Consider the following 24,076-nt stretch of genomic DNA (forward strand, 5'->3'; position numbering starts at 1 on the left):
AACAGTCCCTAGGGCTGTTTTCTCTTCATTTGATATAAAAATAAGCTATATCTAGTTAGAGAAAAACTATAATTGAAAACTATATCTTCTTACAGTATAATAAAGGGAAGAAGTGTCATCAGCTTGATTTTTCCATTTGATGACAGTCAGGTTACTTGAGTCCAATATGATACAGTAAGGAGATTTCTATGCCGATTCGAATTGATAAAAAATTACCAGCAGTTGAGATTTTACGAACGGAAAATATTTTCGTCATGGATGACCAGAGGGCGGCTCATCAGGATATTCGACCACTGAAAATTCTGATTTTAAACTTGATGCCACTGAAAATGGTTACAGAAACTCAGCTTTTACGCCATTTAGCCAATACTCCTTTGCAGTTAGATATTGAATTTTTATATATGGAAAGTCATCAGTCGAAAACAACTCGTTCTGAGCATATGAAGACTTTTTATAAGACCTTCTCAGAAGTTCAAGACCAGTATTTTGATGGCTTGATTATTACAGGTGCTCCAGTTGAACATCTCCCTTTTGAAGAAGTGGACTATTGGGAGGAATTTACTAAGGTTATCGATTGGTCTAAGACTCATGTCTTTTCAACCCTGTATATTTGCTGGGGAGCACAAGCGGGTCTATACTATCGCTATGGCGTAGATAAATACCAGATGGACCAGAAGCTTTCTGGGATTTATTCTCAAGATGTTTTGAAAGAAGGTCATCTTCTACTGAGAGGTTTTGATGATTTATATGTATCCCCTCATTCTCGCCATACAGAAGTCCACAAAGAAGATATTCTAAACAAAACAAATCTAGAGATTTTAGCATCAGGAGAAGAGGTAGGAGTCTCTATCCTTGCGAGTCGAGATTTGAGAGAAGTCTATAGCTTTGGGCATTTAGAGTATGATCGCGATACGCTCGCAAAGGAATATTTTAGAGATCTAGATGCTGGTTTAGATCCACATATACCAGAAAATTATTTCAAAAATGATGACATTCATGAACTTCCTTGTATGAGGTGGAGTTCATCTGCAGCCCTCTTTTTCAGTAACTGGGTAAATTATGCAGTATACCAAGAAACGCCTTTTGAGTGGAAGAGTGTAGAAGATGATGTGTCTCATTTTGGATACTTATAAGAGGAATTATGACATATTTAGATGCTTTTAAATCAGGGAACTTAGTGTTACCGAGTGACCTGCTCTTACATTACAATCAACTGTTCTCGTCAAGCGATGATTTCTTGGTTTGGCAATTCTTTTACCTACAGAATACAACGGCTTTAGGTGAATTGTCTCCAAGTCAGATTGCTGAAAAAATTGGCAAGCAAGTTACTGAAGTCAACCAAGCAATTTCCCGCTTGACTGATAAGGGGTTGCTTCAATACCGAACGATTGAACTCAATGGTGAAATAGAAGTAATTTTCGATGCAACTCTTGCCTTGGAGCGCCTAGACCAACTTTTGGAAAAACAAGCTCCAAACCAGGTGCAATCTGCTCCTAATGATTTAAAGAGCTTGGTAGATACTTTCCAACAGGAGCTAGGTCGTCTATTGAGCCCATTTGAAATTGAAGATTTGGAAAAGAGTTTGAGAGAAGACGGAACTAGTGCGGATTTGATAAAAGAAGCCTTACGAGAAGCTGTTCTAAATGGAAAACCAAATTGGAAATATATCCAAGCAATTCTACGAAACTGGCGTCATGAAGGGATTAGGAGCGTAGCCCAGGTAGAAGCGAAACGTCAAGAGAGAGAGGCAACAAACCCTCAAAATGTTCAGGTTTCATCTGATTTTAAAAATGCTATGGATCTATGGAAAGACTAATAACGAATAATAAAAAAACTTGCCAATCAGGCAAGTTTTTTTGTTTTTAATTAGCAAGTCCCCAAACACTTACAGAACGTTCAGCAACTGGGAAATCACCATATCCTTCAGCATTAATAGTTACTTGGTCTGAATGGTTGCCAAGTAAATCAACAAAAGTATGATCAGCCCATTCTGGACCTACAAACATGGTTTTGTAATTCTCTTGAGCGTTTGAGATAAGAATGGCAAGAGGCGATTGGTTGTCAGCTCCAGAACGAACCCAACCGATACAATTAGGGTCATCAAAGTAGTCCGTCTGCTCTCCATAAGCCAAATCTTTTCGGATAGCTAAGAGACAGTCAAGAACTTCTTTAAAATCTTGCTGAGCATATTGACCAGAGATACCGTAGTAGTCTCCGTAAAAGACACAAGGGAGACCCTGCTCGCGCAAAAGAATAAGAGCATAGGCTGCTGGTTTAAACCATTCTTCTACAGTAGATTCTAAAGCTTGTCCTCGTTGAGTATCATGGTTTTCGACAAAGGTTACAGCCTTATCTGGTTTGATTTGAACTAGACTATCATTAAAGATGGTTCGCAAATCGTAGTCTGAACCAGCTTGGCTTGCCTCAAAGAGATTCATGTGAAGGCGGACATCGACAAGGTCAAAGCGCTCTTCAATCTTTTCGAGATAGTCAAGGTTGGCTTCCTTATCTGGATTCCAGAATTCTCCAAAGACATAGAAGTCTTGTCCATATTTCTCTTTGATGTCACGAATGAAATTACGCATAAAGAAGGAATCGATATGCTTGACAGCATCTAAGCGAAAACCAGCTACGCCAGTCGTTTCCATGAACCAATCAGCCCAATCGTAGATATTTTGTATGACTTCTGGATGCTTAAAATCTAAGTCCGCATACATGAGATAGTCATAGTTACCATTTTCGTTATCGACTAATTCTTCATGAGCCCAACCTTTGTTTTCTCCCTGAATGAGATAGATGCCAGACTTCCGTCTTTTGGCATCGTAATCAGTTCCTGTGAAGTGGTACCAGTGCCAGTGGAAATCATTGTAGGTGTTTTGTCTTCCATCAAAAGTAAAGTTTGTCCAACCATTGATGGTAAAAGGTTCTCCAAGTTCAATTGTACGATCTTCTGGGTCGACTTCAATAACCTGGAAGGATTCTAAACGGTCTGCAGCTGCCTTGTGGTTTAAGACGACGTCAGCCATAGGTTGAATCCCATGTGATTTAAGTGTTTGAATGGCTTGAAGATAGTCTTCTTTAAAGCCGTACTTGGTACGGACAGTTCCTTTTTGGTCAAATTCACCGAGGTCAAAAAGGTCATAGACACCATAACCGACATCTTTTTCGTTGGTAGCTTTAAAGGCAGGTGGCATCCAGACGTGGCTAATTCCTAGATTTGCAAGGTGCTCAGCATCTTCGGTAAGTCGCGTCCAGTGTTGTCCATCATGGGGAAGGTACCACTCAAAATATTGCATTAGGGTTTGATTTTTCATAGATGGTCCTCATACTTAACAATTTGAGAATCATTTTACCACAAAGCAAGTAAATGCACAAACGTTTGCGCTACAAAAATAGACCTCAGGATATGAATGTCTATTTTTACGGTAATAGAATGAAATTTCTCAACACAAATGACCATTCTCATTTAGAAACCATCAAGCAGAAACGAAAAGTTTGGATAGTTCCTATGACATCAATGGAGAAATCACTTTCTACTTTGTGAATTTTCAACAAATTTGATATAATTGTATCTATGAATAAAGTATTCGTCAGTCGGCGTGTCGAAAAAAAGCTCCACAAAGGTCAGGTTCTTTTGGAAGAAGTTGATTTTCCAGACTTATCTGAAACTGATCAGGAAGTTGAACTTTTCAGCCAAAGCAAAGAATTTTTAGGGAAGGCTTATTTATCCCGACAAAATAAGGGAATTGGTTGGTTTGTAACTAACCAGAAAACTTCTTTTAATCAAACCTTCTTTGAAAGCTTGTTTGAAAAAGCCAAACTAAAACGATCTACCTACTATCAAGATGAGTTGACAACTGCCTTTCGTTTGTTTAATCAAGAAGGTGATGGCTTCGGTGGAATGACTCTGGACCTCTACGGGGATTATGTAGTTTTCTCTTGGTATAACTCCTATATTTATAGTCTTCGCCAAGAGATTATAGCAGCTTTTAGTCAAATTTTTCCTGAAGTCTTAGGTGCTTATGAAAAAATACGCTTTAAAGGTCTAGACTATGAGTCTGCTCATATCTATGGTCAAGATGCACCTGAATGTTTCACGATACTTGAAAATGGAGTTCTTTACCAAGTCTTCATGAATGACGGTCTCATGACAGGAATTTTCTTGGACCAACATGAAGTTCGTGGGAGTTTGGTTGATGGTTTGGCCATGGGGAAATCCTTACTCAATATGTTTTCCTACACAGCAGCTTTTTCAGTTGCTGCAGCTATGGGGGGAGCTATTGAAACGACTTCTGTGGACTTGGCTAAGCGTTCAAGAGAATTATCAGCAGCTCATTTTGCTGCCAATGGTTTAAGTCTAGACAATCATCGCTTGCTTGTCATGGATGTCTTTGAATACTTTAAATATGCTAAGAGGAAAGGTTTAAGCTATGACGTGATTGTTCTGGATCCACCTAGCTTTGCCCGAAATAAAAAACAAACCTTCTCTGTAGCTAAGGATTATCACAAGTTGATTTCTCAAAGCTTAGAGATTTTAAATCCAGGTGGAATCATTATTGCTAGTACCAATGCTGCTAATGTTTCCCGTCAAAAATTTACAGAACAAATTAACAAAGGTTTTGCAGGAAGAAAGTATCAGGTCCTTCATAAATATGGACTTCCAGCAGACTTTGTCTACAATGAAAAAGATGAAAGTAGTAATTACCTCAAAGTGATTACCATGAAGGTTAGTAAATGAAATTAATTGTTTCCGTAATGCCAAGAAGTATAGAAGAGGCTCAGGCTATTGATGTGTTGCGCTACCAAGATGCTGATATCATTGAGTGGCGAGCTGACTTCTTACCTAAGGAAGCTATTTTGCAGGTAGCGCCAGCTATTTTTGAAAAATTTGCAGGTCGTGAGCTTGTTTTCACTTTACGTACTCGTGCCGAGGGTGGTCAAATTGAGCTCTCTTCAGAAGAGTATGTTCAAATGATCAAGGAAGTGGCACAGCTTTATCAACCAGATTATATTGATTTTGAATATTTTAGCTACAAGGATGTTTTTGATCAGATGTTGGACTTTCCAAATCTCGTCTTGAGCTACCATAACTTCCAAGAAACACCTGAGAATCTAATGGAAATATTGTCTGAGTTGACAAGTTTAAACCCTAAGGTTGTGAAAATAGCTGTTATGGCTAATACAGAACAAGATGTGTTGGATCTGATGAACTTTACACGTGGCTTTAAAACACTGAATCCTGAACAAGAATATGTAACGATTTCTATGGGAAAAGTGGGCAAGGTCTCTCGTATTACTTCAGATGTGACTGGTTCTAGTTGGTCTTTTGCAAGTCTAGATGAAGCTAGTGCTCCAGGACAAATTTCACTATCTAGCATGAAAAAAATTAGGGAGCTTCTAAATGAAGATTGATGGCTACACACGTTTAGCAGCTGTAGTCGCAAATCCTATCAAACACTCCATTTCTCCCTTTATTCACAATAGCGCTTTTGAAGCAACCAATACCAATGGTGTTTATCTTGCTTGGGAAGTAGATGCAGCTGAACTAGCAGAAACAGTTGCCAATATTCGTCGCTACCAGATGTATGGAATCAATCTTTCCATGCCTTACAAGGAACAAGTGATTCCTTATCTGGACCAGTTGAGCGAAGAGGCTTGTTTAATTGGTGCAGTTAATACAGTTGTGAATCGAGAAGGAACATTAATTGGATATAACACAGATGGCAAGGGATTCTTTAAGAGCTTGCCTTCTTTTAAAATATCAAAGAAAAGACTGGTTTTGTTAGGAGCAGGCGGTGCAGCCAAGGCAATTTTGGCACAGGCAATCTTGGATGGAGTGAGTCAGATTTCTGTCTTTGTTCGTTCTTCATCCATGGAAAAAACAAGACCTTACTTAGAAAAAATACAGAATGCGACTGGATTTAGAGTAGATTTATTTGCATTAGAGGATGTTCAAGATCTTCAAGACAGCATCACTAAAGCTGACCTCTTGGTCAATGCTACTAGTGTGGGCATGGATGGATCCTCTCAGCCAATCCCGACCAGCATCGTTTTACCAGACAAGCTCATGGTAGCAGATGTGATTTATCAACCCTTTGAAACACCATTTTTGAAATGGGCAAGAAACCAGGGGAATCAATCGATCAATGGCCTTGGCATGTTGCTTTACCAAGCTGCAGAAGCTTTTCAGTTATGGACAGGCAAGGAAATGCCAACAGATCAAATCTGGGAATTATTAAAACAAAAGTACCAATAAAGAAAAAGGAGACCTGCTATGAAAATTAGAATAGACCTTCCACATCATCCTTACGATATTCAGATTGAAAAAGGATGCTTGTCTCAAGCAGGAAAATGGTTGCGCGAACTTTGGCAACCACAAAAAATTGTGATTATAACCGATAACCGTGTGGCTTCACTCTATGCAGAAAAGGTTAAATTGAGTTTGGAGGATGCTGGTTTTCAAGTAGCAGTTTTTGATTTTTTAGAGGGGGAAGAACGTAAGAACCTAACTACAGTTCAGAAAGTCTATGAATTTTTAGTTAAACAGGATATGACTCGTAGTGATGGCATCGTAGCCCTCGGCGGTGGTGTAGTTGGCGATTTGGCTGGTTTTGTGGCTTCAACCTACATGCGAGGAGTTCATTTCGTTCAAATTCCAACTAGTTTAACTGCCCAGGTTGATTCCTCTATCGGTGGAAAAACTGGAGTTAACACCCCTTTTGCCAAGAATATGGTGGGGACTTTTGCTCAGCCGGATGGTGTTTTGATTGACCCAACTGTTCTTGAGACCTTGGGTAAGAGAGAGTTGATTGAAGGAATGGGTGAAGTCATCAAGTATGGCCTGATCGAAGATCCAGAGCTTTGGGACCTATTATCTGATATGGATGGTTCTGTGGAAAGCATTTTGGAACATTCAGAGAGCTTGATTGAGCATTCTTGCCAGGTTAAGCGCAAGATGGTAGTTGAAGATGAGTTGGATAATGGCATTCGTTTATATCTCAACTTTGGTCACACGATTGGCCATGCCATTGAAGCAACTGCTGGTTACGGAAAAGTCATGCACGGTGAGGCAGTAGCTATGGGAATGGTTCAGGTCTCTAAGGTAGCAGAAGAAAAAGGACTCATGCCAGCTGGAATCACTCAGTCTATCCGAGAAATGTGTCAGAAATTTGGTCTTCCTGTTGATTATGAAAACTGGGACCTTGACAAGCTTTATCAGGCTTTGACTCACGATAAAAAAACGCGTGGGAATACCATGAAGTTAGTTTTGGTACCTGAGCTTGGTTCAGCGACCATTCACCCAGTTTCTCTTGAAGAAATGAAAGATTACTTAGTAAAATAAGGAGAATGTATGAGATATTTAACAGCAGGAGAATCACATGGCCCTCGTCTGACAGCAATTATTGAAGGAATTCCAGCAGGACTGCCTTTGACTGCAGAAGATATCAATGAGGATCTCAAACGTCGCCAAGGCGGTTATGGGCGTGGTGGACGTATGAAGATTGAAAGTGACCAAGTTGTCTTTACTTCTGGAGTTCGCCACGGGAAGACGACAGGGGCTCCCATTACCATGGATGTCATTAACAAAGACCATCAAAAATGGCTGGATATCATGTCTGCCGAGGATATTGAGGATAAACTTAAAAGCAAACGAAAAATCACTCATCCTCGTCCAGGTCATGCGGACTTGGTTGGGGGCATCAAATACCGCTTTGATGATTTGCGAAATTCTTTGGAACGTTCATCTGCCCGTGAAACAACTATGCGGGTTGCAGTTGGAGCAGTCGCCAAGCGGCTTTTAGCGGAGCTTGATGTCGAAATTGCCAACCATGTTGTTATCTTCGGTGGTAAGGAAATCAATGTTCCGGAAAACTTAACAGTCTCAGAGATTAAGAAATTGGCTGCCCAGTCTGAAGTTTCTATTGTCAACCAAGAACGTGAGCAGGAGATTAAGGACTATATTGACCAGATTAAGCGAGATGGGGATACCATCGGAGGTGTTGTGGAAACAGTTGTCGGAGGTGTTCCGGTTGGTCTTGGTTCTTATGTTCAATGGGATCGCAAACTAGATGCAAGGCTAGCTCAAGCTGTTGTTTCTATCAATGCCTTTAAGGGTGTGGAGTTTGGTCTTGGTTTTAAAGCAGGCCATCTTAAGGGTAGCCAAGTCATGGATGAAATCCTCTGGTCATCAGAAGATGGCTATACTCGTCGGACTAATAACCTTGGAGGTTTCGAAGGTGGTATGACCAACGGCCAACCCATTATCGTTCGTGGAGTTATGAAGCCAATTCCGACTCTTTATAAGCCGTTGATGAGTGTCGATATTGAAACTCATGAGCCTTATAAAGCAACAGTAGAGAGAAGTGATCCTACTGCTCTTCCAGCAGCAGGTGTCGTTATGGAGGCAGTTGTAGCAACGATTTTGGCTCAAGAAATCCTTGAGAAATTCTCCTCTGATAATCTGGAAGAATTAAAAGAAGCTGTTGCGAAACATCGGGAGTATACAAAGAATTATTAAGGAGTTCTTATGGCAAAAACCATCTATATCGCAGGACTAGGTTTGATTGGTGCTTCCATGGCACTCGGAATCAAGCGGGATCATCCTGATTATGAAATTTTAGGATACAATCGTAGTCAAGCGTCTAGAGATATTGCCTTGGAGAGAGGAATGATTGACCGAGCGACGGATGACTTTGCCAGTTTTGCTCCACTTGCAGACGTCATCATTCTTACCCTGCCAATCAAGCAAACCATTACCTTTATTAAGGAATTGGGCAACTTGGACTTGAAAGAAGGTGTCATTATTTCTGATGCTGGATCGACCAAGTCAGCTATCGTGGCTACAGCTGAAAAATATTTTGCTGATAAGTCCGTTCGCTTTGTGGGGGGCCATCCCATGGCAGGAAGTCACAAGACAGGAGCGGCTTCTGCAGATGTCAACCTCTTTGAAAATGCTTATTATATCTTCACGCCATCTAGTCTGACAACTCCGGATACGCTCGAAGAAATGAGAGACTTGCTGTCAGGTCTCCATGCTCGTTTCATTGAAATTGATGCTGAAGAGCATGACCGAGTGACTTCTCAGATTAGCCATTTTCCGCATATCTTAGCATCAGGCCTGATGGAACAAACTGCAAGTTATGCTGAAGAGCATGAAATGGCGCGACGCTTTGCGGCCGGTGGATTTCGAGATATGACTCGGATTGCCGAAAGTGAGCCTAGTATGTGGACTTCTATCCTCTTATCCAATCGGGATACCATTATTGAACGCATCCAGGACTTCAAGGGCCGTTTGGACGAGATTGGACAAGCTATCAGTAAGGGTGATGAAAATCAAATCTGGAACTTTTTCAACCAAGCGCGTGAGCAACGTCAGGCTATGGAAATCCATAAACGCGGAGGAGTAGACAGCTCATTTGACCTTTATGTAGATGTTCCCGATGAGGAAGATGTGATTTTACGCATCTTGGAATTGCTACGTGGAACTTCTTTGGTCAATATCCATATCAATGAGGAAAACCGTGAGGATGTTCACGGGATTCTGCAAATTTCCTTTAAGAATGCTCAGGATTTAAAACGTGCTGAGCAAGTCATTACAGAAAATACTGACTACACAGTCGTTATTAAATAAGGAGGACAATTATGTCAAATATTTATGATAGTGCAAATGCATTAAGTCGTGGACTACGCGAATTGCCTGAATACAAGGCAGTTAAAGAAGCTAGAGATGCCATCCAAGCGGATGCAGAAGCAAGCAAAATTTTTGCAGATTATATTGCTTTTCAACATGAAATCCAAATCATGGCACAAACTGGTCAAATTCCAGATACTTCTTTCCAAGAAAAAATGGAAAGCTTTGGCAAGCAGATTCAAGGTAACTCTCTCTTGTCAGAATTCTTTGCCAAACAGCAACAACTTTCTATCTACCTTTCTGATATTGAAAAAATTGTCTTTGAACCAATTTCAGAACTTTTAAAATAAGAATTTACCTCATAAAGTCAGGAATTTTTAAGAAATTTCTGACTTTTTATGATAAAATAAGAAAAAGTATTGTCAGTATGAGGTCTAGTATGAAGTTAAAAACAAACGTTAACCATTTGAATGGTAGTATTCGCGTACCTGGGGATAAGTCCATCAGTCATCGCTCTATCATTTTTGGAAGCTTGGCTGAGGGTGAAACGAAGGTTTATGATATCTTGCGTGGTGAAGATGTCTTGTCAACCATACAGGTATTTCGTGACCTCGGCGTAGAGATTGAGGACAAAGACGGTGTCGTTACCATTAAAGGTGTTGGAATGGATGGATTGAAAGCACCTCAGAAAGCCCTGGATATGGGGAATTCTGGGACCTCTATTCGTTTGATTTCAGGCGTACTTGCTGGCGCAGACTTTGAAGTAGATATGTTTGGAGATGATAGTCTTTCTAAACGCCCAATGGATCGTGTAACTCTTCCCTTGAAAAAAATGGGAGTCACCATTTCAGGTCAGACAGAGCGAGACTTGCCACCGTTACACTTAAAGGGAACGAAAAACTTAAGATCTATTCAATACGAATTGCCAATCGCTTCTGCCCAAGTCAAGTCAGCCTTGATTTTTGCGGCTTTGCAAGCTCAGGGACAGTCAGTCATTATGGAGAAGGAGTGCACTCGTAATCACACAGAAGATATGCTCCAACAATTCGGAGGTGATTTGAGTGTCGATGGTAATAAAATCACTGTTCAAGGGCCACAGAAACTTAGTGGACAAACGGTTGTCGTACCAGGAGATATTTCTAGTGCAGCCTTTTGGTTGATAGCAGGTTTGATTGTGCCAAATTCTCGAGTGGTACTTAAGAATGTCGGTATTAATGAAACACGTACAGGTATTATCGATGTTATCCGAGCTATGGGCGGGAAATTAGAGATTACTGATATGGATCCAATTGCCAAATCTGCAACCTTGACTGTTGAAACTTCAGATTTGAAGGGAACAGAAATTGGCGGAGCCTTGATTCCACGTTTAATTGATGAATTGCCGATTATCGCGCTCCTTGCTACCCAAGCTCAAGGTCAAACAGTTATCAAAGATGCTGAAGAACTCAAGGTCAAAGAAACGGATCGCATTCAAGTTGTCGCGGATGCTTTAAATAGCATGGGAGCAACTATTACTCCGACAGCAGACGGCATGATTATCAAAGGGAAATCTGCCCTCCATGGAGCCAAAGTCAACACCTTTGGAGACCACCGAATCGGAATGATGACAGCCATTGCAGCTCTCTTGGTTGCAGATGGAGAAGTTGAATTGGATCGAGCCGAAGCTATTAATACTAGCTATCCTAGCTTCTTTGATGATTTGGAGACTTTGATTCATGGCTAAGGTTTTACTAGGTTTTATGGGTTCAGGAAAAACTACTATTGCTAGAAAGCTGGATTCTGACTTCGTAGATATGGATGCCTTGCTGGTAGATCGACTGGGGATGCCGATTGCTCGTTTCTTTGAAGAAAAAGGAGAAGCAGCCTTCCGTCAGCTAGAAGAAGAGGTCCTAGCTGATTTGCTGAAGACAGATAAAGTTATTTCCACAGGCGGAGGGATAGTCATTTCTCCACGTAATCGTGCCTTGCTTAAGCAAAATACAGACAACATCTACCTTAAAGCAGATTTTGAGACACTTTACCAGCGAATTTCAGCTGATAAGGACAATCAACGCCCACTATTTTTAAAGAATAGCAAGGAAGGTTTAGCTGCGATTTTTAAAGAAAGACAGGTTTGGTATGAGGAAGTAGCTAGTAAAGTTATTGATGTGTCCAAGCTAAGTCCAGAGGAAATTATAGAGGAATTGACATGAAAATTGCCTATCTAGGTCCTAAAGGATCTTTTTCGCACCATGTGGTGCAGACGGCTTTTCCTCATGAGGAACTAGAGCCTTTTTCAAATATTACGGACGTTATCAAGGCCTATGAACAGGGATTGGTAGACTATTCAGTAGTGCCAGTTGAAAATTCTATTGAAGGTAGTGTTCATGAGACTCTGGACTATCTTTTCCACCAGGCTCGAATTCAAGCTGTGGCGGAGATTGTGCAGCCAATTCATCAACAGTTGATGGCGGTGCCAGGGCAAGTTAAAATTGAGAAAATCTTTTCTCATCCGCAGGCCTTGGCTCAAGGGAAGAAATTTATCGACGAACATTTCCCGAATGCTCAATTAGAAGTCACTGCCAGTACAGCATACGCTGCGCGCTATGTTTCCGAGCATCCAGATCAGCCTTTTGCGGCCATTGCCCCCAAAAGTTCGGCTGGAGAATATGGTTTGGAATTAATTGCTCAAGATATTCAAGAGATGGAAGCCAATTTCACTCGCTTTTGGGTGTTAGGTCTCAAGGCACCGCAAATGCCCTTGAATGCAAATGCTAAAAAAATGAGTCTAGCTTTGACCTTGCCAGACAATCTTCCAGGAGCTTTATATAAGGCGCTTTCTACCTTTGCTTGGCGCGGGATTGACCTAGCTAAGATTGAGAGTCGTCCCCTAAAAACAGCACTAGGTGAGTACTTTTTTATCATTGATGTGGACTATGCTGATAAAGAATTGGTCCATTTTGCTCAAAAAGAATTAGAAACGATTGGGATCCACTATAAAGTACTAGGAGCTTACCCTATCTATACCATACAGGATAAAGGGAAGGAGAAGGAATGACTAGAGAAAACCCTCTGACACACCATGAGAAACTACGTTACGACTATCTATTAAAAAACATCCACTATCTAAATGATAAAGAAAAGAGAGAGTTTGCTTTTTTACAAGCTAAGTTGGATGGTCAACAAGAAGCTCGTTCAGTTGTCGTAGAAGAAGCAGAAAGCCAAGACTATACGGAACCTAACACAGGCCTTCCGAGTTATACGAATCGAAGTCGAGCTAGTCGACGTAGTAGTCTACCGCAACCAAAAGCTAAGATTCCTAAGCAGAAGAAACCAAAGAAAAAAAGAGTCTTTCGCTTTAAACGCATACTTGCTTGGTTAGGAATGCTGTTGCTTTGTGCTGCAGTAGGAATGATTTTCATGTTCTTGAAAGGTTTCCAGTCAGCCAATCCGAATGGCTCAAGCGGGTCGAAAGATGCCAAGGCTGCCCAAGTTGAAGTCTTTAATGGACAGGATACAAGAGATGGTGTCAATATTCTTATCTTAGGAACAGATGGCCGTATTGGACAGAATAGTTCAGAAACACGGACGGATTCTATTATGGTTCTAAATGTAAGTGGTAAGGATAAAAAGCTTAAGCTTGTAAGTTTTATGCGTGACAACCTAGTATACATTGATGGCTACAGTCAGGTTGTTGATGGTCAAAAACAAGCCGACCATAAGTTGAACTTGGCCTACGAATTGGGGGAACAAGAAGGAAAACAAGGGGCTGAAATGGTGCGTAAGGTCCTTAAAGATAACTTTGACCTAGATATCAAATACTATGCCCTTGTTGATTTCCAAGCTTTTGCAACTGCCATTGACACCCTTTTCCCTGATGGTGTAACTATTGATGCTCAATTTTCAACTCTAAATGGTGTTCCAGTTACAGAAGCGACAGTCGGTGATGACTTGCATGCGACAGAAACAGAATCACCAACACAAACTATTAAAGTCGGAACACAACAAATGAATGGTTCAACTCTTCTCAACTATGCACGTTTCCGCGATGATGATGAAGGGGACTATGGTCGTACTCGTAGACAGCAACAAGTCATGACTGCGGTTTTACAGCAAATTAAAGATCCTACAAAACTTTTCACAGGTTCAGAAGCACTTGGTAAAGTATTCGCTATGACATCTACAAACCTTCCTTATACCTTCTTATTGACCAACGGTTTATCCGTCCTCGAAGGAGGTCAGAACGGTATTGAAAGACTAACAGTACCGGAACTTGGAGACTGGGTAGATGACTATGATGTCTATGGAGGCCAAGCCCTTCGAGTGGATCAAAAAGCTTACCAGAATAAGCTAGCCCAAATGGGATTCAGATAAAAAAATTAATTAAAATCAAAGCTTGAAACATCTAACTAAATGGGTGTCTCAGGCTTTGATTTTTCTTAGTATCTGATGGATTTTTAGGGCTTTTTTATGGTATAATAAAATGATATAACTCGTTATTGGACAGAAGAGGAGAGACATGAGTGATTTGAAAGCGATTCAGGCTCGTAGTCTGGAAATGGCTGAATATTTCGTCGCATTTTGTAAAGAACATGATTTGTTGTGCTATCTCTGTGGTGGAGGAGCCATTGGTGCCCTTCGTAATAAAGGTTTCATCCCTTGGGATGATGATTTGGACTTCTTTATGCCACGAAAGGACTATGAAAAACTAGCAGAGTTATGGCCTCAATATGCGGATGAGCGTTACTTCCTATCAAAGAGTTCTAAAGACTATGTAGACCGTAACCTCTTTATCACCATTCGCGATAAGGAGACGACTTGTATCAAGCCTTATCAACAAGATTTGGATCTTCCCCACGGCTTGGCTTTGGATGTTCTTCCCTTGGACTACTACCCTAAAAATCCAGCAGAGCGTAAGAAACAGGTCCGCTGGGCTTTGATTTATTCTCTATTTTGTGCACAAACCATTCCAGAAAAACATGGAGCTCTCATGAAGTGGGGTAGTACCATTTTACTAGGGTTGACTCCTAAATCGCTTCGCTATCGTATCTGGAAAAAGGCTGAGAAAGAAATGACCAAGTATGGACCAGCCGAAAGTGATGGCATTACAGAATTATGTTCAGGGCCAGGATACATGAAGAAAAAGTATCCAATTCAGGCCTTTGAAGACAACATCTTCCTACCTTTCGAGGGAACAGAAATGCCTATTCCGGTCGGCTATGACGCCTATCTCAGCACAGCTTTTGGTAACTATATGACACCACCGCCTGCAGATAAGCAAGTACCTCATCACGATGCCGTCATAGCAGATATGAATAAGAGTTATAGAGAATATATGGGAGAATACAATGCAAGAAAAAATTAGTATCATTGTTCCAGTCTATAATGTGGAGGCTTATTTGGAACGCTGTGTAGAGTCGATTTTAAAGCAGACTTATACCAATTTTGAATTGCTACTTATCAATGATGGTTCAACAGACCAGAGTGGTGACTTGTGTGATCAGCTGGCTTCTAAAAATGAGAACATCAAGGTTTTTCATCTTGAGAATGCTGGAGTCTCCAATGCTAGAAATGTAGGTATTCAAAATTCAACCGGAGAATGGATAACTTTTGTTGATAGTGATGATTTTATTACGTCAGATTATTTGGAAACTTTGATAAGCGCAGTAAGATCAAATATTTCTGTTGGTTTCTCAGTTGCTCGTTTGCATCATGTAAAAAATGGACAAGTGACAGATTTGCCTGTTTTTTCAGGTCAAGAGTCAGTATGGTCTGCTGAGCAAACCATGAAAGAACTATTGATGACTACTCGAACTTCTTTTTTTCCTGTTGCAAAATTATTTAAAAAAGAATTAATTGAAGATTTTACATTTAGTACAGATTATCATTTAGCAGAAGATGCTCTATTATTAACAGAAGTTATACTTGAAACAAAATGTAATAGTGTTTTTATAGACAAACCAATATACTATTATGATCATAGAGAGGGAAGTGCAACTACATCTGTGAATAATCATGTTTTTGATACTATAGAAGTATATAAAATCATTATTCCTAAAGTTTATCAATGTTTCCCTCAATTAAAACCCGAATTAGTAAATAGAGAATCTTGGTCTTATATTACAGTCTACGATAAAATAATCTTCACAGATTCGACAGAATATAAAAAAGAGAAAATTCAATTGAGAAAGTGGATAGTTAGTCATACCTCACAAATATTGAGAGATCCTTATTTTACTAGTTTTCGGAAAATAGCCATTTTGTCACTAAGAATTTCTCCATGGATTTATAGACAAATTGTAGGCTTGAATAAATAATATCATTAAAGGAGTTGAAGATGAATTTTTCAAAAACGAATGAATGCTTTGAAAAATCAAAACTGTGGATTTCTTATCTTTTTATTTTCATTTCGATTTTAAGTATGAGTTCACTAATTTATAAAATAACAAATCCGATTTATAAGGGACTTTCAGCAGTTGTTGTTCTGTCAATTTGTTTAACTTTATTTTTTAATTGGAAACGAATAGAGATAGATAAGAAGTTTCTTACCCTATTTGGTCTTTTAGTGGGCAGTCACTTTTTATCAGCGCTCATTAATAGATCTGGACACCTGCTCGGAAATATGGTTGAAATTTTCTTTATGCTGGCTTATGTTTTATTATTTACCATGGTAAAACCTGATCAGCTAAGGAAGTTATTAGGTATGATTGCAGGAACCATTCAGATTGTCTCATTTTCTTCGGCTATATTTGCTTTTGCTTTATTACTTTCAAGAGTTTTAATTCTATTTCAGATTGGAGAGAACTCTTATTATTACGGAGTAATGAATGGTCGATTATGGGGACTTGTTAACCCTAACGCCAGTGCGATTTTCTCATACATTAGTATAGTTTTTGCTATGTATTTAATACATAAGGGAAGCAAATACTCTGTTTATCTTAAAATTAATAATGTCGTTCAGTTAGTTTATTTTGCAACCATGCAAAGTAGGGGAGCTCTTTTATCAGTGCTTCTAATGCTAGTATTTTATTGTATTTTTGTCACTAGGGGAAGATTTGCCAAAAAATGGCTAACTTTTTTAGTAGCTAGTATCTTACTAACAGGTAGCAATATTGGTATTAGTTATTTAACTTCAGTATATATTTCAGCAGCTAAGGCAACTGTAATTGACTTAAATAAAGGTAAATCTTATTCTGAAACTGATTCGGATGTTGCTAAGAAAAATGGGGAACTTCACTTGATTGAAACAACTCCAAGTGGACGTACATATATTTGGAAAAATGCAATCAAAATGGGAAGTGCAAAACCTCTATTTGGTTATGGTGTTCGAAACGTATCAGATTATTACACAAAATATTTTAGTAAATTTGAAATTGAAAACTCACTTATTGGAGGTAATTTCCACAATATCTTTGTTACCATTTTTGTGAGTTCTGGATTTTTGGGCCTCATTTCTTTCATACTCATCATTGCTTATGTAGGTTTCCGTTTTGTTTCTTACATGATTAAATCAAAGAAAAATAGTGAGAAACTAATCATGATTCTATTCTTTGGAATTTTGTTTGGTCAGTTGTTTGAAAGCCAAATTATGTATTCGACCAACTTCATCAATATCATTTTCTGGTTAGTTGTAGGATATGGTTTAATGATCTGTGAGAAAGAAAAAAATATCCGTTACAAGGAAGTAACTGATATTTCTGAAATTCAACAGATGGAGTTAGAAATCATGGAGTATATCCATGAAGTCTGTCAGAAAATTGGTGTCAAATATTTCTTGTCCTATGGTAGTTTAATTGGCGCTGTTCGTCATAAAGGTTTTATTCCTTGGGACGACGACATGGATATTTGTATGCTACGTGATGATTACGAAAAGCTACAAGATTATTTGATTGCCCATCCAGATGAACGATATGAAGTTATGTCCTATAAAAATAATGTCAATTATGTCTATCCGTTCATGAAAGTTCAAGATAATCATACCTATTTAGTAGAAGAAGATGTTCGAATCGATTCAGATATGGGGATTTATGTTGATATTTTCCCTGTAGATGGGTATGAAGATGATCAGGCATTTAAAGATAAGATGACCAAGATTATTAAAAAGCGTCAATTAAGTTGTTACACATTTAAAGGAATTACGAATACTAAAAGTGTAGTCAATTCAATTATTCGCTATATTTCTGTTATTATCTTTTATTTCACTAACACAAATAAGTATGTTTCTCAGATTGATGAATTAGCCAAGTCTAGAAAAGTAGAAGATTATGAACTTGTAGACTATGTTATCTATAAAGATATGAATAAACCCGTTTGGAAACGTGAGTGGTTAGAAGAAGTTGAAAGTGGTAGCTTTGAAGGTAAGGAATTTATGATTCCAAAACATTATCATGAAATCCTAACTTCAGATTATGGAGATTACATGCAGTTACCACCAGTTGAGCAACAAATTTCGCATCATGACTTCAAATTGTGGAAGATTACTGAAAACCAATAGATTATTATTTAAACAAAGAAGTAAAGATTAGGAGTGACAAATAATGTCAGAAAGAATCTTAAGCCTTGAAGAAATCAAGCAAATTGAGCTTGGAATTCTAGAATACTTACATCAAGTTTGTGAAAAACACGACATCAAATATTTTATCGATTTTGGAACTTTACTAGGGGCAGTTCGTCATAAGGGTTTTATTCCTTGGGATGATGATACAGACATCTCTTTAGCTAGAGATGAATTTGAAAAGTTATACGCAGTTCTGAAAAATGATAACCATCCATACTATAAGCTGATTTCTTTTAGAGAAACCAAGGGATATCCATATAGTTATATGCGTGTTTACGATATTCGAACACGGAGAGATTCGAATCTTTTAGATCCAAGTGTTGTGCTTGGAACTTGTGTAGATGTCTTCCCGTATGATGGTCTTGTTACAGATGAACAAGATCGTAAGAAAATGAAGCTCTATAAGCAATTAATTCGTCTATCGTCTTTAAACTTTAAAGGAATTAAATACGAAAACGGAGGGGTTAAAAATCTTCCTCGTTATATTGCGTCAGCAATATTCAGATTTACATCTCCTCAATTATGGAATCAAAAACTTGAACAACTTGCCTTAAAATACAGTGTTGAAAATTCTACAGACTTAGTTTGTTCAACTTATGATTCATACTATCCAGCTGGTATTAAAACAGAATGGCTGTATGATACAATTGATATGCCTTATGAAAATCTAATCCTAAAAGTACCAAGAAGATATCATGAGATTCTTGTCTATGAATTTGGGGAAGATTATATGACTCCACCTCCTGCTGACAAACAGATACCAGGAAATGAGAAGAATTATTGGATTGATTAACGAAAGAGTATAGAATTAATAGAGAAAGCTGAATGCCTTATGAAAAGTTTTAAAAAATCAATATTACTTAGCGCCTTGCTTCTATCGGCCACAATAATTCAATCGCAAACAGTAAATGCAGATACTATCTCAGCAGGTGCTGGGAATCGCATCCATTTTATCAATACAAAAGCTAAATCTGGAAGTGATGCTATTCTTTTAGAGAGTAATGGACACTATGCTTTGATTGATATGGGAGAGGATTATGATTTTCCAGACGGAACTGATCCACGATACCCTAATCGCTGGGGAATTTCCATGGGAAATTATCAAGTATTAGAAGATCGCTTAGTTCGACATCTTGATCAGTTAGGAGTAAAGAAATTAGATTTTATACTAGGGACTCATGTTCATAGTGACCATATAGGTGGAGCAGATGAAATTCTTAATCGCTACCAAGTGGATAAGTTTTATTTAAAAAAATATTCAGACCAACGAATTACAAGTTCTTGGGGATTGTGGGATAACCTTTTCAATTACGATAATGCTCTTCGTGCTGCACAGAATAAGGGTGTTACATTAATTCAAGATATCAAAGATCAGGATAGTCATTTCAAATTTGGTGACATGGATATTCAGCTTTATAATTATAAAAATGAATATGATTCTGATGGGAACTTAAAGAGAGTTCTTGATGATAATTCCAATTCAATTGTAGCAGTAGTAACTGTAGCAGGAAAAAGAATTTATCTTGGTGGTGACTTAGATAACGCTGAGGGAGCAGAAGATAAGCTAGGTCCTGTGATTGGCAAAGTAGATATGATGAAATGGAATCATCACTATGATGCTAAAATTTCTAATACAATTGACTTCATTAATCATCTTTCTCCTAGTATGGTCATTCAAACAACTGGAGGTGACATTAATGTTGCTTCGACGAGAGATTATCTTCAAAAGAAAAACATTCAAGTGATTCACGCATCTAGCCAAACTCAGGATGCAACAGTATTCGATATTAGTGATAAAGGTTTTACGAACGTTTCAGGAGATTTTCCAAATATTCCTACTGTTGATGAGAAATGGTATCAAGAAGATGGTCATTGGAAATATCGTTTGAAAGATAGTCAGATGGCTATCGGTTGGCAAGAAATTGATGGGGGCAACTATTTTTTTAACGGAAAAGGTCAAATGCAGTCAGGACGGTGGCTTAATGTAAATGATGGTTGGAACCCATATGGTGAAGGAAATTGGTATTATCTTAATAAAGATGGTAGAATGCAGACTGGTGGGTGGTTCTATCATGAAAATACTTGGTACTATATCCAATCAAATGGTGCAAGACGATTTAATGAATTAGCTGAAATCGGTGGTCAAAAATATCTCTTTGATAAAGATGGTAAAATGCTGACTGGCTTACAAGTCTTTAATGGTAAGAAGATGCTCTTTACAAGTAGTGGTGCCCTTCAAACAGAAGGAAGCGCATCTAGTTGGCAAAAGCAAGGTTCAAACTGGTATTATTATGATGAAGATGGTATTCGGTCAGTTGGTAAAAAGAATATCAACGGCATTGCCTATTACTTTAATCAAAATGGTATCATGCAAACTGGCTGGGCCTTCCTTGATGGTCATTGGAACTATTTTGCTAGTTCCGGAGCTATGAAAACTGGCTGGGTCAAGGATAAAGATACTTGGTACTACTTAGATAAAGACGGTGTGATGCTAACAGGGCTTCAAGAGATTAATGGTTCTCGCTATTATCTCAATGCAAGTGGTGCTATGCAGACCGGTTGGAAATGGCTCGATAACCATTATTATTACTTCACAAGCAGTGGAGCGATGAAGACTGGCTGGTTAAAAGATAAGGACATCTGGTATTATCTAGATAAAGACGGTGTGATGCTAACAGGCCTTCAAGAAATTAATGGTTCCCGTTATTATCTCAATGCAAGCGGTGCTATGCAGACCGGTTGGAAATGGCTTGATAACCATTACTATTACTTCACAAGTAGTGGTGCTATGAAGATAGGTTGGCTCAAAGACAAGGAACAATGGTACTATCTCGACAAAGACGGTGTGATGCTAACAGGCCTTCAAGAGATTGATGATTCCCGTTATTACCTGAACTCAAGTGGCGCTATGCAGACCGGTTGGAAATGGCTTGATAACCATTATTATTACTTCACAGGAAGTGGTGCCATGAAGACTGGTTGGTTCAAAGACAAAGGTCTTTGGTACTATCTCGACAAGGAAGGTATCATGCTAACAGGCCTTCAAGAGATAAATGGGGCACGCTATTACCTCAATGCAAGTGGTGCCATGGGAACTGGTTGGAAACAACTGAATGGTAACTGGTATTATTTCCAAACAAATGGTTCTCTCCTAAGAAATGGAACAAGTCCTGACGGGTACAAGCTCAATGCAGATGGAATTTGGACGACTGTTACAACCGAGGAAACAACTCAGGGACAAACTGTGGCAAATAGTCAGGGGCACATTTTCGAAACAACAGAAGTAGAGAGAACACAACAAACAGAAAGCTCATCTGTTACGTCTGAGGAAAAAAATCAATCTACTGAACCTAAGACACAAACGAGCCAAGAAAATAATTAAGTTTCTAACTGATTTTTAATTAAATTTTTCTACAATAAAAACACCTATAAAGCTTAAGCTTTATAGGTGTTTTGTTAACTTCGTTTGATTTTTGCACGAACTAGATCTATTGCATAGTGAAGGGTTTTATCCTTAATGATAAAGAGAGCGAAAGCATAATAAATAGCACATCCGGCAATTGTAGCTACTACCATACTGAGCATAGCCATATTCACTGTGTATGAATGAATTTGGAAGAGAATTTTACAGATATAGTAAATTGGAATAAAGCCTAGTGACACAATTGTGTAGCGAGCTAATGTTCCAAAGATTTCTTTCAAATCCAAGAGTTTATGTTTTTGAATAAAGCGGATTTCAAGTAGAACCACAATTGCCTCAGCAATAATCGTTGTCCCGATGTAGTAGGCAGGAGTAAAGATGTTGTTGAAAAGGAGTAGAGAGTTTAGGATGACATTGACACCGCCACCGATAAAGTAGAAAGCTGTTAATCGGTTTTCATGATCATTGATAAAGATAATTTGCTTTCCAAGGATTAATTCGATAGCCCAGATAATGGTTCGAAAGGCAAAGACGCTTGTTACAATTCCTGCTTCTAAGTATTTCTCAGAAGAGTAAATAACTGTCGCATAAGTTCCTAAAACCATGATTCCGATACTAGTCGGAATCATGAGGAAGAAAAAGAGAGATGCACCTTGGTTGACCAGATACTTATAAGAATGAAAATCTTTTTTCCCTAAATAGTAACCAAGTCGAGGAATGCTGACATTGATGGCTCCACTCAGGACACTAGCAATCAGCATGACGATACTGGAGGCGATGGTGTAGTAGGAGATAAAATTCTCATCAGGACCCTTAGTAATGAACATACGGTCTAGCAAGGTGTAGAGCATATTGGCATTTGCTAAGAGTAGCATGGTCAAGAGTGGTTTTGAAGCTTTGAGAAGTTCGATGACTTCAATCTTGACAAAGGAAACCTCTCGTTTAATCCATAGGAAGCTGAGGAGATAGTTGATAATGGTCGTCGCACTCATGATTGTGGCATAAGGAACGATATCATCAGGTGTCTTAACGAAGGCGAAGATAGCAACCAACATTCCAATACGAATCACTAGTGTTTTATAAAGGATAAAAGAATAATTCTCATAGGCTTCATTCATCCATTCGATATTCAGAAATTGGAAGAGGGCTTGGATTCCAAGGATATAGTAAAGAATTTTTAGATTGACAATACTAGTATCAAAATAAATAAAGAGGAAATAAATAGCTGTTGTTACAACTGAAGTAATGAGCGAAATATAGAACAACTTAGAAAAGACATAATTAATCTTATTTTTATCATCCTTTACTTTACTAATTGCTCGAATCCCATAATTGTAAATCCCAAAGGCAGCTAGTGGAATGACAAAGCTCGCCCAGGTGTTAGCTGTGTTAAAGTAGCCGTAATTTGATTTACTAAGAATCCGTGTTAGATAGGGATTAGTAATCAGGGGAAAAACGATGTTTAAAATATTGACCAGCAAGCTAGCCAAAGCATTAACTTTTATATTTTTCATGAAACTTTCTTTCTTACATTCTAAAATAGATACTAGTATTATATCACATTCCAACGCCATTCTTTTGATAAAATCATTTAAATCTTGTATAATAGATAGAACTGAAAGTATGAGGTTACGAACTATGAAAATGAAACAAATCAGTGATACGACTTTAAAAATCACGATGTCTTTAGAAGATTTGATGGATCGTGGAATGGAAATCGCAGACTTTCTTGTTCCACAAGAAAAAACTGAAGAGTTTTTCTATGCTATTCTGGATGAGTTAGAGATGCCAGACAGTTTCTTGGATACAGGAATGCTTAGCTTCCGAGTGACACCGAAGCCTGATAAGGTTGATGTCTTTGTAACCAAGTCTAAGATTGACCAAAATTTGGATTTTGAGGATTTGGCAGACCTTCCAGACATGGATGAGTTGGCGAAAATGTCTCCAGATGAGTTTTTGAAAACATTGGAAAAAACCATGGCGGAGAAAACCAAAGAAGATATTGAAGCTATCCAATCTCTAGAGCAGGTTGAAAAAGAGGAAGAAGCGGCGATCGATGAAATTGCTAATCTAGAAGAAGGAAAAAGAGAACCTTATATCTACTACATCCTACGCTTTGACGACTTAACTAGCTTGGTTTCTTTTGCGAAAACCGTTGATTACCAAATGGAGACTTCAGAACTTTACAAAATGAACGACCAATACTATCTAACAGTCTTGGTTGATGTAGAAGATCACCCAAGTCTTTATCCAGCTTGGTTATTGGCTCGTATGCGTGAATTTGCTGATGATAGTGATATCAGCCGTTCAGTTCTCCAAGAATACGGTCAAGTCATCATCAATCACGATGCCGTCCAAGGGCTCCAAAAAGTATAAATTCATGTATAAACGAGACAGAGATGGCTATTCTCTGTCTTTTTCAATTTTAAAAGAAATAGAGAACAGTTGATAAGAAGTGAAACCATATCCCTAGCTTGCTAAAATGATG

21 protein-coding genes are annotated in these 24,076 nt (G+C 38.6%); 19 read left to right on the forward strand and 2 right to left on the reverse strand.

Annotation, left to right across the window (positions count from 1 at the left end):
* The first annotated feature begins 188 nt into the window (after positions 1 to 188).
* The gene (gene metA, locus ACXYSM_RS01770) at positions 189 to 1,133 is read left to right on the forward strand and encodes a homoserine O-acetyltransferase MetA (RefSeq protein ID WP_016466652.1); all 945 of its coding nucleotides are present in this window, start codon (positions 189 to 191) and stop codon (positions 1,131 to 1,133) included.
* 8 nt (positions 1,134 to 1,141) lie between these two features.
* Complete coding sequence (locus ACXYSM_RS01775; protein WP_458634137.1) at positions 1,142 to 1,816, forward strand: DnaD domain-containing protein; 675 nt, start codon at positions 1,142 to 1,144, stop codon at positions 1,814 to 1,816.
* A gap of 46 nt (positions 1,817 to 1,862) precedes the next feature.
* On the opposite strand, the gene ACXYSM_RS01780 is transcribed toward ACXYSM_RS01775, so the two are convergent.
* Positions 1,863 to 3,314: an alpha-amylase gene (locus ACXYSM_RS01780; protein ID WP_458634138.1), complete on the reverse strand. Its 1,452-nt coding sequence runs from the start codon at positions 3,312 to 3,314 to the stop codon at positions 1,863 to 1,865.
* A gap of 260 nt (positions 3,315 to 3,574) precedes the next feature.
* On the opposite strand from ACXYSM_RS01780, the gene ACXYSM_RS01785 reads away from it, so the two are divergent.
* From ACXYSM_RS01785 to ACXYSM_RS01860, 16 genes are all read left to right on the forward strand, one after another.
* Positions 3,575 to 4,738, forward strand: coding sequence for a class I SAM-dependent rRNA methyltransferase (locus tag ACXYSM_RS01785; protein WP_458634139.1), 1,164 nt, complete (start codon positions 3,575 to 3,577; stop codon positions 4,736 to 4,738).
* Positions 4,735 to 5,412 (forward strand): type I 3-dehydroquinate dehydratase, encoded by a 678-nt coding sequence (gene aroD / locus ACXYSM_RS01790; RefSeq protein ID WP_458634140.1) that lies wholly within the window; start codon positions 4,735 to 4,737, stop codon positions 5,410 to 5,412. The genes ACXYSM_RS01785 and aroD overlap by 4 nt, the downstream gene beginning before the upstream one ends.
* Positions 5,402 to 6,256, forward strand: coding sequence for a shikimate dehydrogenase (locus ACXYSM_RS01795; protein WP_458634141.1), 855 nt, complete (start codon positions 5,402 to 5,404; stop codon positions 6,254 to 6,256). Before aroD ends, ACXYSM_RS01795 begins: the two co-directional genes overlap by 11 nt.
* Before the next feature lie 18 nt (positions 6,257 to 6,274).
* Positions 6,275 to 7,342: a 3-dehydroquinate synthase gene (gene aroB, locus ACXYSM_RS01800; protein ID WP_458634142.1), complete on the forward strand. Its 1,068-nt coding sequence runs from the start codon at positions 6,275 to 6,277 to the stop codon at positions 7,340 to 7,342.
* 9 nt (positions 7,343 to 7,351) lie between these two features.
* Entirely contained in the window at positions 7,352 to 8,518 is a 1,167-nt protein-coding gene (gene aroC / locus ACXYSM_RS01805) for a chorismate synthase (protein WP_458634143.1), read from the forward strand.
* A 9-nt stretch (positions 8,519 to 8,527) separates the two neighbouring features.
* Entirely contained in the window at positions 8,528 to 9,631 is a 1,104-nt protein-coding gene (locus ACXYSM_RS01810; RefSeq protein WP_458634144.1) for a prephenate dehydrogenase, read from the forward strand.
* Positions 9,632 to 9,642: 11 nt separating this feature from the next.
* Positions 9,643 to 9,981 carry a YlbF/YmcA family competence regulator gene (locus tag ACXYSM_RS01815; RefSeq protein WP_458634145.1) on the forward strand — a complete coding sequence of 113 codons (339 nt, stop codon included), beginning with the start codon at positions 9,643 to 9,645 and terminating at the stop codon, positions 9,979 to 9,981.
* 89 nt (positions 9,982 to 10,070) lie between these two features.
* Entirely contained in the window at positions 10,071 to 11,354 is a 1,284-nt protein-coding gene (gene aroA, locus ACXYSM_RS01820) for a 3-phosphoshikimate 1-carboxyvinyltransferase (protein ID WP_458634146.1), read from the forward strand.
* A complete protein-coding gene (locus tag ACXYSM_RS01825) occupies positions 11,347 to 11,823 on the forward strand; it encodes a shikimate kinase (RefSeq protein WP_458634147.1) in 477 nt (158 codons plus the stop codon). The genes aroA and ACXYSM_RS01825 overlap by 8 nt, the downstream gene beginning before the upstream one ends.
* Complete coding sequence (gene pheA, locus ACXYSM_RS01830; protein ID WP_458634148.1) at positions 11,820 to 12,668, forward strand: prephenate dehydratase; 849 nt, start codon at positions 11,820 to 11,822, stop codon at positions 12,666 to 12,668. Before ACXYSM_RS01825 ends, pheA begins: the two co-directional genes overlap by 4 nt.
* On the forward strand, positions 12,665 to 13,984 hold the full coding sequence (locus ACXYSM_RS01835) for an LCP family protein (protein ID WP_314944622.1): 1,320 nt from the start codon (positions 12,665 to 12,667) through the stop codon (positions 13,982 to 13,984). Before pheA ends, ACXYSM_RS01835 begins: the two co-directional genes overlap by 4 nt.
* Positions 13,985 to 14,129: 145 nt before the next feature.
* Positions 14,130 to 14,975, forward strand: coding sequence for a LicD family protein (locus ACXYSM_RS01840; protein ID WP_458634149.1), 846 nt, complete (start codon positions 14,130 to 14,132; stop codon positions 14,973 to 14,975).
* Positions 14,959 to 15,927: a glycosyltransferase family 2 protein gene (locus ACXYSM_RS01845; RefSeq protein WP_458634150.1), complete on the forward strand. Its 969-nt coding sequence runs from the start codon at positions 14,959 to 14,961 to the stop codon at positions 15,925 to 15,927. Before ACXYSM_RS01840 ends, ACXYSM_RS01845 begins: the two co-directional genes overlap by 17 nt.
* Before the next feature lie 20 nt (positions 15,928 to 15,947).
* Complete coding sequence (locus tag ACXYSM_RS01850) at positions 15,948 to 18,104, forward strand: LicD family protein (protein WP_458634151.1); 2,157 nt, start codon at positions 15,948 to 15,950, stop codon at positions 18,102 to 18,104.
* 43 nt (positions 18,105 to 18,147) lie between these two features.
* Positions 18,148 to 18,960, forward strand: a complete 813-nt coding sequence (locus ACXYSM_RS01855; RefSeq protein WP_458634152.1) for a LicD family protein — start codon at positions 18,148 to 18,150, stop codon at positions 18,958 to 18,960.
* A gap of 39 nt (positions 18,961 to 18,999) precedes the next feature.
* Positions 19,000 to 21,549, forward strand: coding sequence for an MBL fold metallo-hydrolase (locus ACXYSM_RS01860; protein ID WP_458634153.1), 2,550 nt, complete (start codon positions 19,000 to 19,002; stop codon positions 21,547 to 21,549).
* Positions 21,550 to 21,623: 74 nt separating this feature from the next.
* Here ACXYSM_RS01860 and ACXYSM_RS01865 read toward each other — a convergent pair whose 3' ends face one another.
* On the reverse strand, positions 21,624 to 23,102 hold the full coding sequence (locus ACXYSM_RS01865; RefSeq protein ID WP_458634154.1) for an oligosaccharide flippase family protein: 1,479 nt from the start codon (positions 23,100 to 23,102) through the stop codon (positions 21,624 to 21,626).
* Between the two features lie 124 nt (positions 23,103 to 23,226).
* Between ACXYSM_RS01865 and mecA the strand changes: the two genes are divergently transcribed.
* A complete protein-coding gene (gene mecA / locus ACXYSM_RS01870; protein ID WP_458634155.1) occupies positions 23,227 to 23,964 on the forward strand; it encodes an adaptor protein MecA in 738 nt (245 codons plus the stop codon).
* Positions 23,965 to 24,076: the final 112 nt, after the last annotated feature.

It is taken from the genome of Streptococcus sp. V940 (assembly GCF_054353495.1).

What these genes read in the sequence shown, in the direction of transcription:
- metA (WP_016466652.1), top strand. Translation starts at nt 189, where the DNA reads ATGCCGATTCGAATTGATAAAAAATTACCAGCAGTTGAGATTTTACGA.
- ACXYSM_RS01775 (WP_458634137.1), top strand. Translation starts at nt 1,142, where the DNA reads ATGACATATTTAGATGCTTTTAAATCAGGGAACTTAGTGTTACCGAGT.
- ACXYSM_RS01780 (WP_458634138.1), bottom strand. Translation starts at nt 3,314, where the DNA reads ATGAAAAATCAAACCCTAATGCAATATTTTGAGTGGTACCTTCCCCAT.
- ACXYSM_RS01785 (WP_458634139.1), top strand. Translation starts at nt 3,575, where the DNA reads ATGAATAAAGTATTCGTCAGTCGGCGTGTCGAAAAAAAGCTCCACAAA.
- aroD (WP_458634140.1), top strand. Translation starts at nt 4,735, where the DNA reads ATGAAATTAATTGTTTCCGTAATGCCAAGAAGTATAGAAGAGGCTCAG.
- ACXYSM_RS01795 (WP_458634141.1), top strand. Translation starts at nt 5,402, where the DNA reads ATGAAGATTGATGGCTACACACGTTTAGCAGCTGTAGTCGCAAATCCT.
- aroB (WP_458634142.1), top strand. Translation starts at nt 6,275, where the DNA reads ATGAAAATTAGAATAGACCTTCCACATCATCCTTACGATATTCAGATT.
- aroC (WP_458634143.1), top strand. Translation starts at nt 7,352, where the DNA reads ATGAGATATTTAACAGCAGGAGAATCACATGGCCCTCGTCTGACAGCA.
- ACXYSM_RS01810 (WP_458634144.1), top strand. Translation starts at nt 8,528, where the DNA reads ATGGCAAAAACCATCTATATCGCAGGACTAGGTTTGATTGGTGCTTCC.
- ACXYSM_RS01815 (WP_458634145.1), top strand. Translation starts at nt 9,643, where the DNA reads ATGTCAAATATTTATGATAGTGCAAATGCATTAAGTCGTGGACTACGC.
- aroA (WP_458634146.1), top strand. Translation starts at nt 10,071, where the DNA reads ATGAAGTTAAAAACAAACGTTAACCATTTGAATGGTAGTATTCGCGTA.
- ACXYSM_RS01825 (WP_458634147.1), top strand. Translation starts at nt 11,347, where the DNA reads ATGGCTAAGGTTTTACTAGGTTTTATGGGTTCAGGAAAAACTACTATT.
- pheA (WP_458634148.1), top strand. Translation starts at nt 11,820, where the DNA reads ATGAAAATTGCCTATCTAGGTCCTAAAGGATCTTTTTCGCACCATGTG.
- ACXYSM_RS01835 (WP_314944622.1), top strand. Translation starts at nt 12,665, where the DNA reads ATGACTAGAGAAAACCCTCTGACACACCATGAGAAACTACGTTACGAC.
- ACXYSM_RS01840 (WP_458634149.1), top strand. Translation starts at nt 14,130, where the DNA reads ATGAGTGATTTGAAAGCGATTCAGGCTCGTAGTCTGGAAATGGCTGAA.
- ACXYSM_RS01845 (WP_458634150.1), top strand. Translation starts at nt 14,959, where the DNA reads ATGCAAGAAAAAATTAGTATCATTGTTCCAGTCTATAATGTGGAGGCT.
- ACXYSM_RS01850 (WP_458634151.1), top strand. Translation starts at nt 15,948, where the DNA reads ATGAATTTTTCAAAAACGAATGAATGCTTTGAAAAATCAAAACTGTGG.
- ACXYSM_RS01855 (WP_458634152.1), top strand. Translation starts at nt 18,148, where the DNA reads ATGTCAGAAAGAATCTTAAGCCTTGAAGAAATCAAGCAAATTGAGCTT.
- ACXYSM_RS01860 (WP_458634153.1), top strand. Translation starts at nt 19,000, where the DNA reads ATGAAAAGTTTTAAAAAATCAATATTACTTAGCGCCTTGCTTCTATCG.
- ACXYSM_RS01865 (WP_458634154.1), bottom strand. Translation starts at nt 23,102, where the DNA reads ATGAAAAATATAAAAGTTAATGCTTTGGCTAGCTTGCTGGTCAATATT.
- mecA (WP_458634155.1), top strand. Translation starts at nt 23,227, where the DNA reads ATGAAAATGAAACAAATCAGTGATACGACTTTAAAAATCACGATGTCT.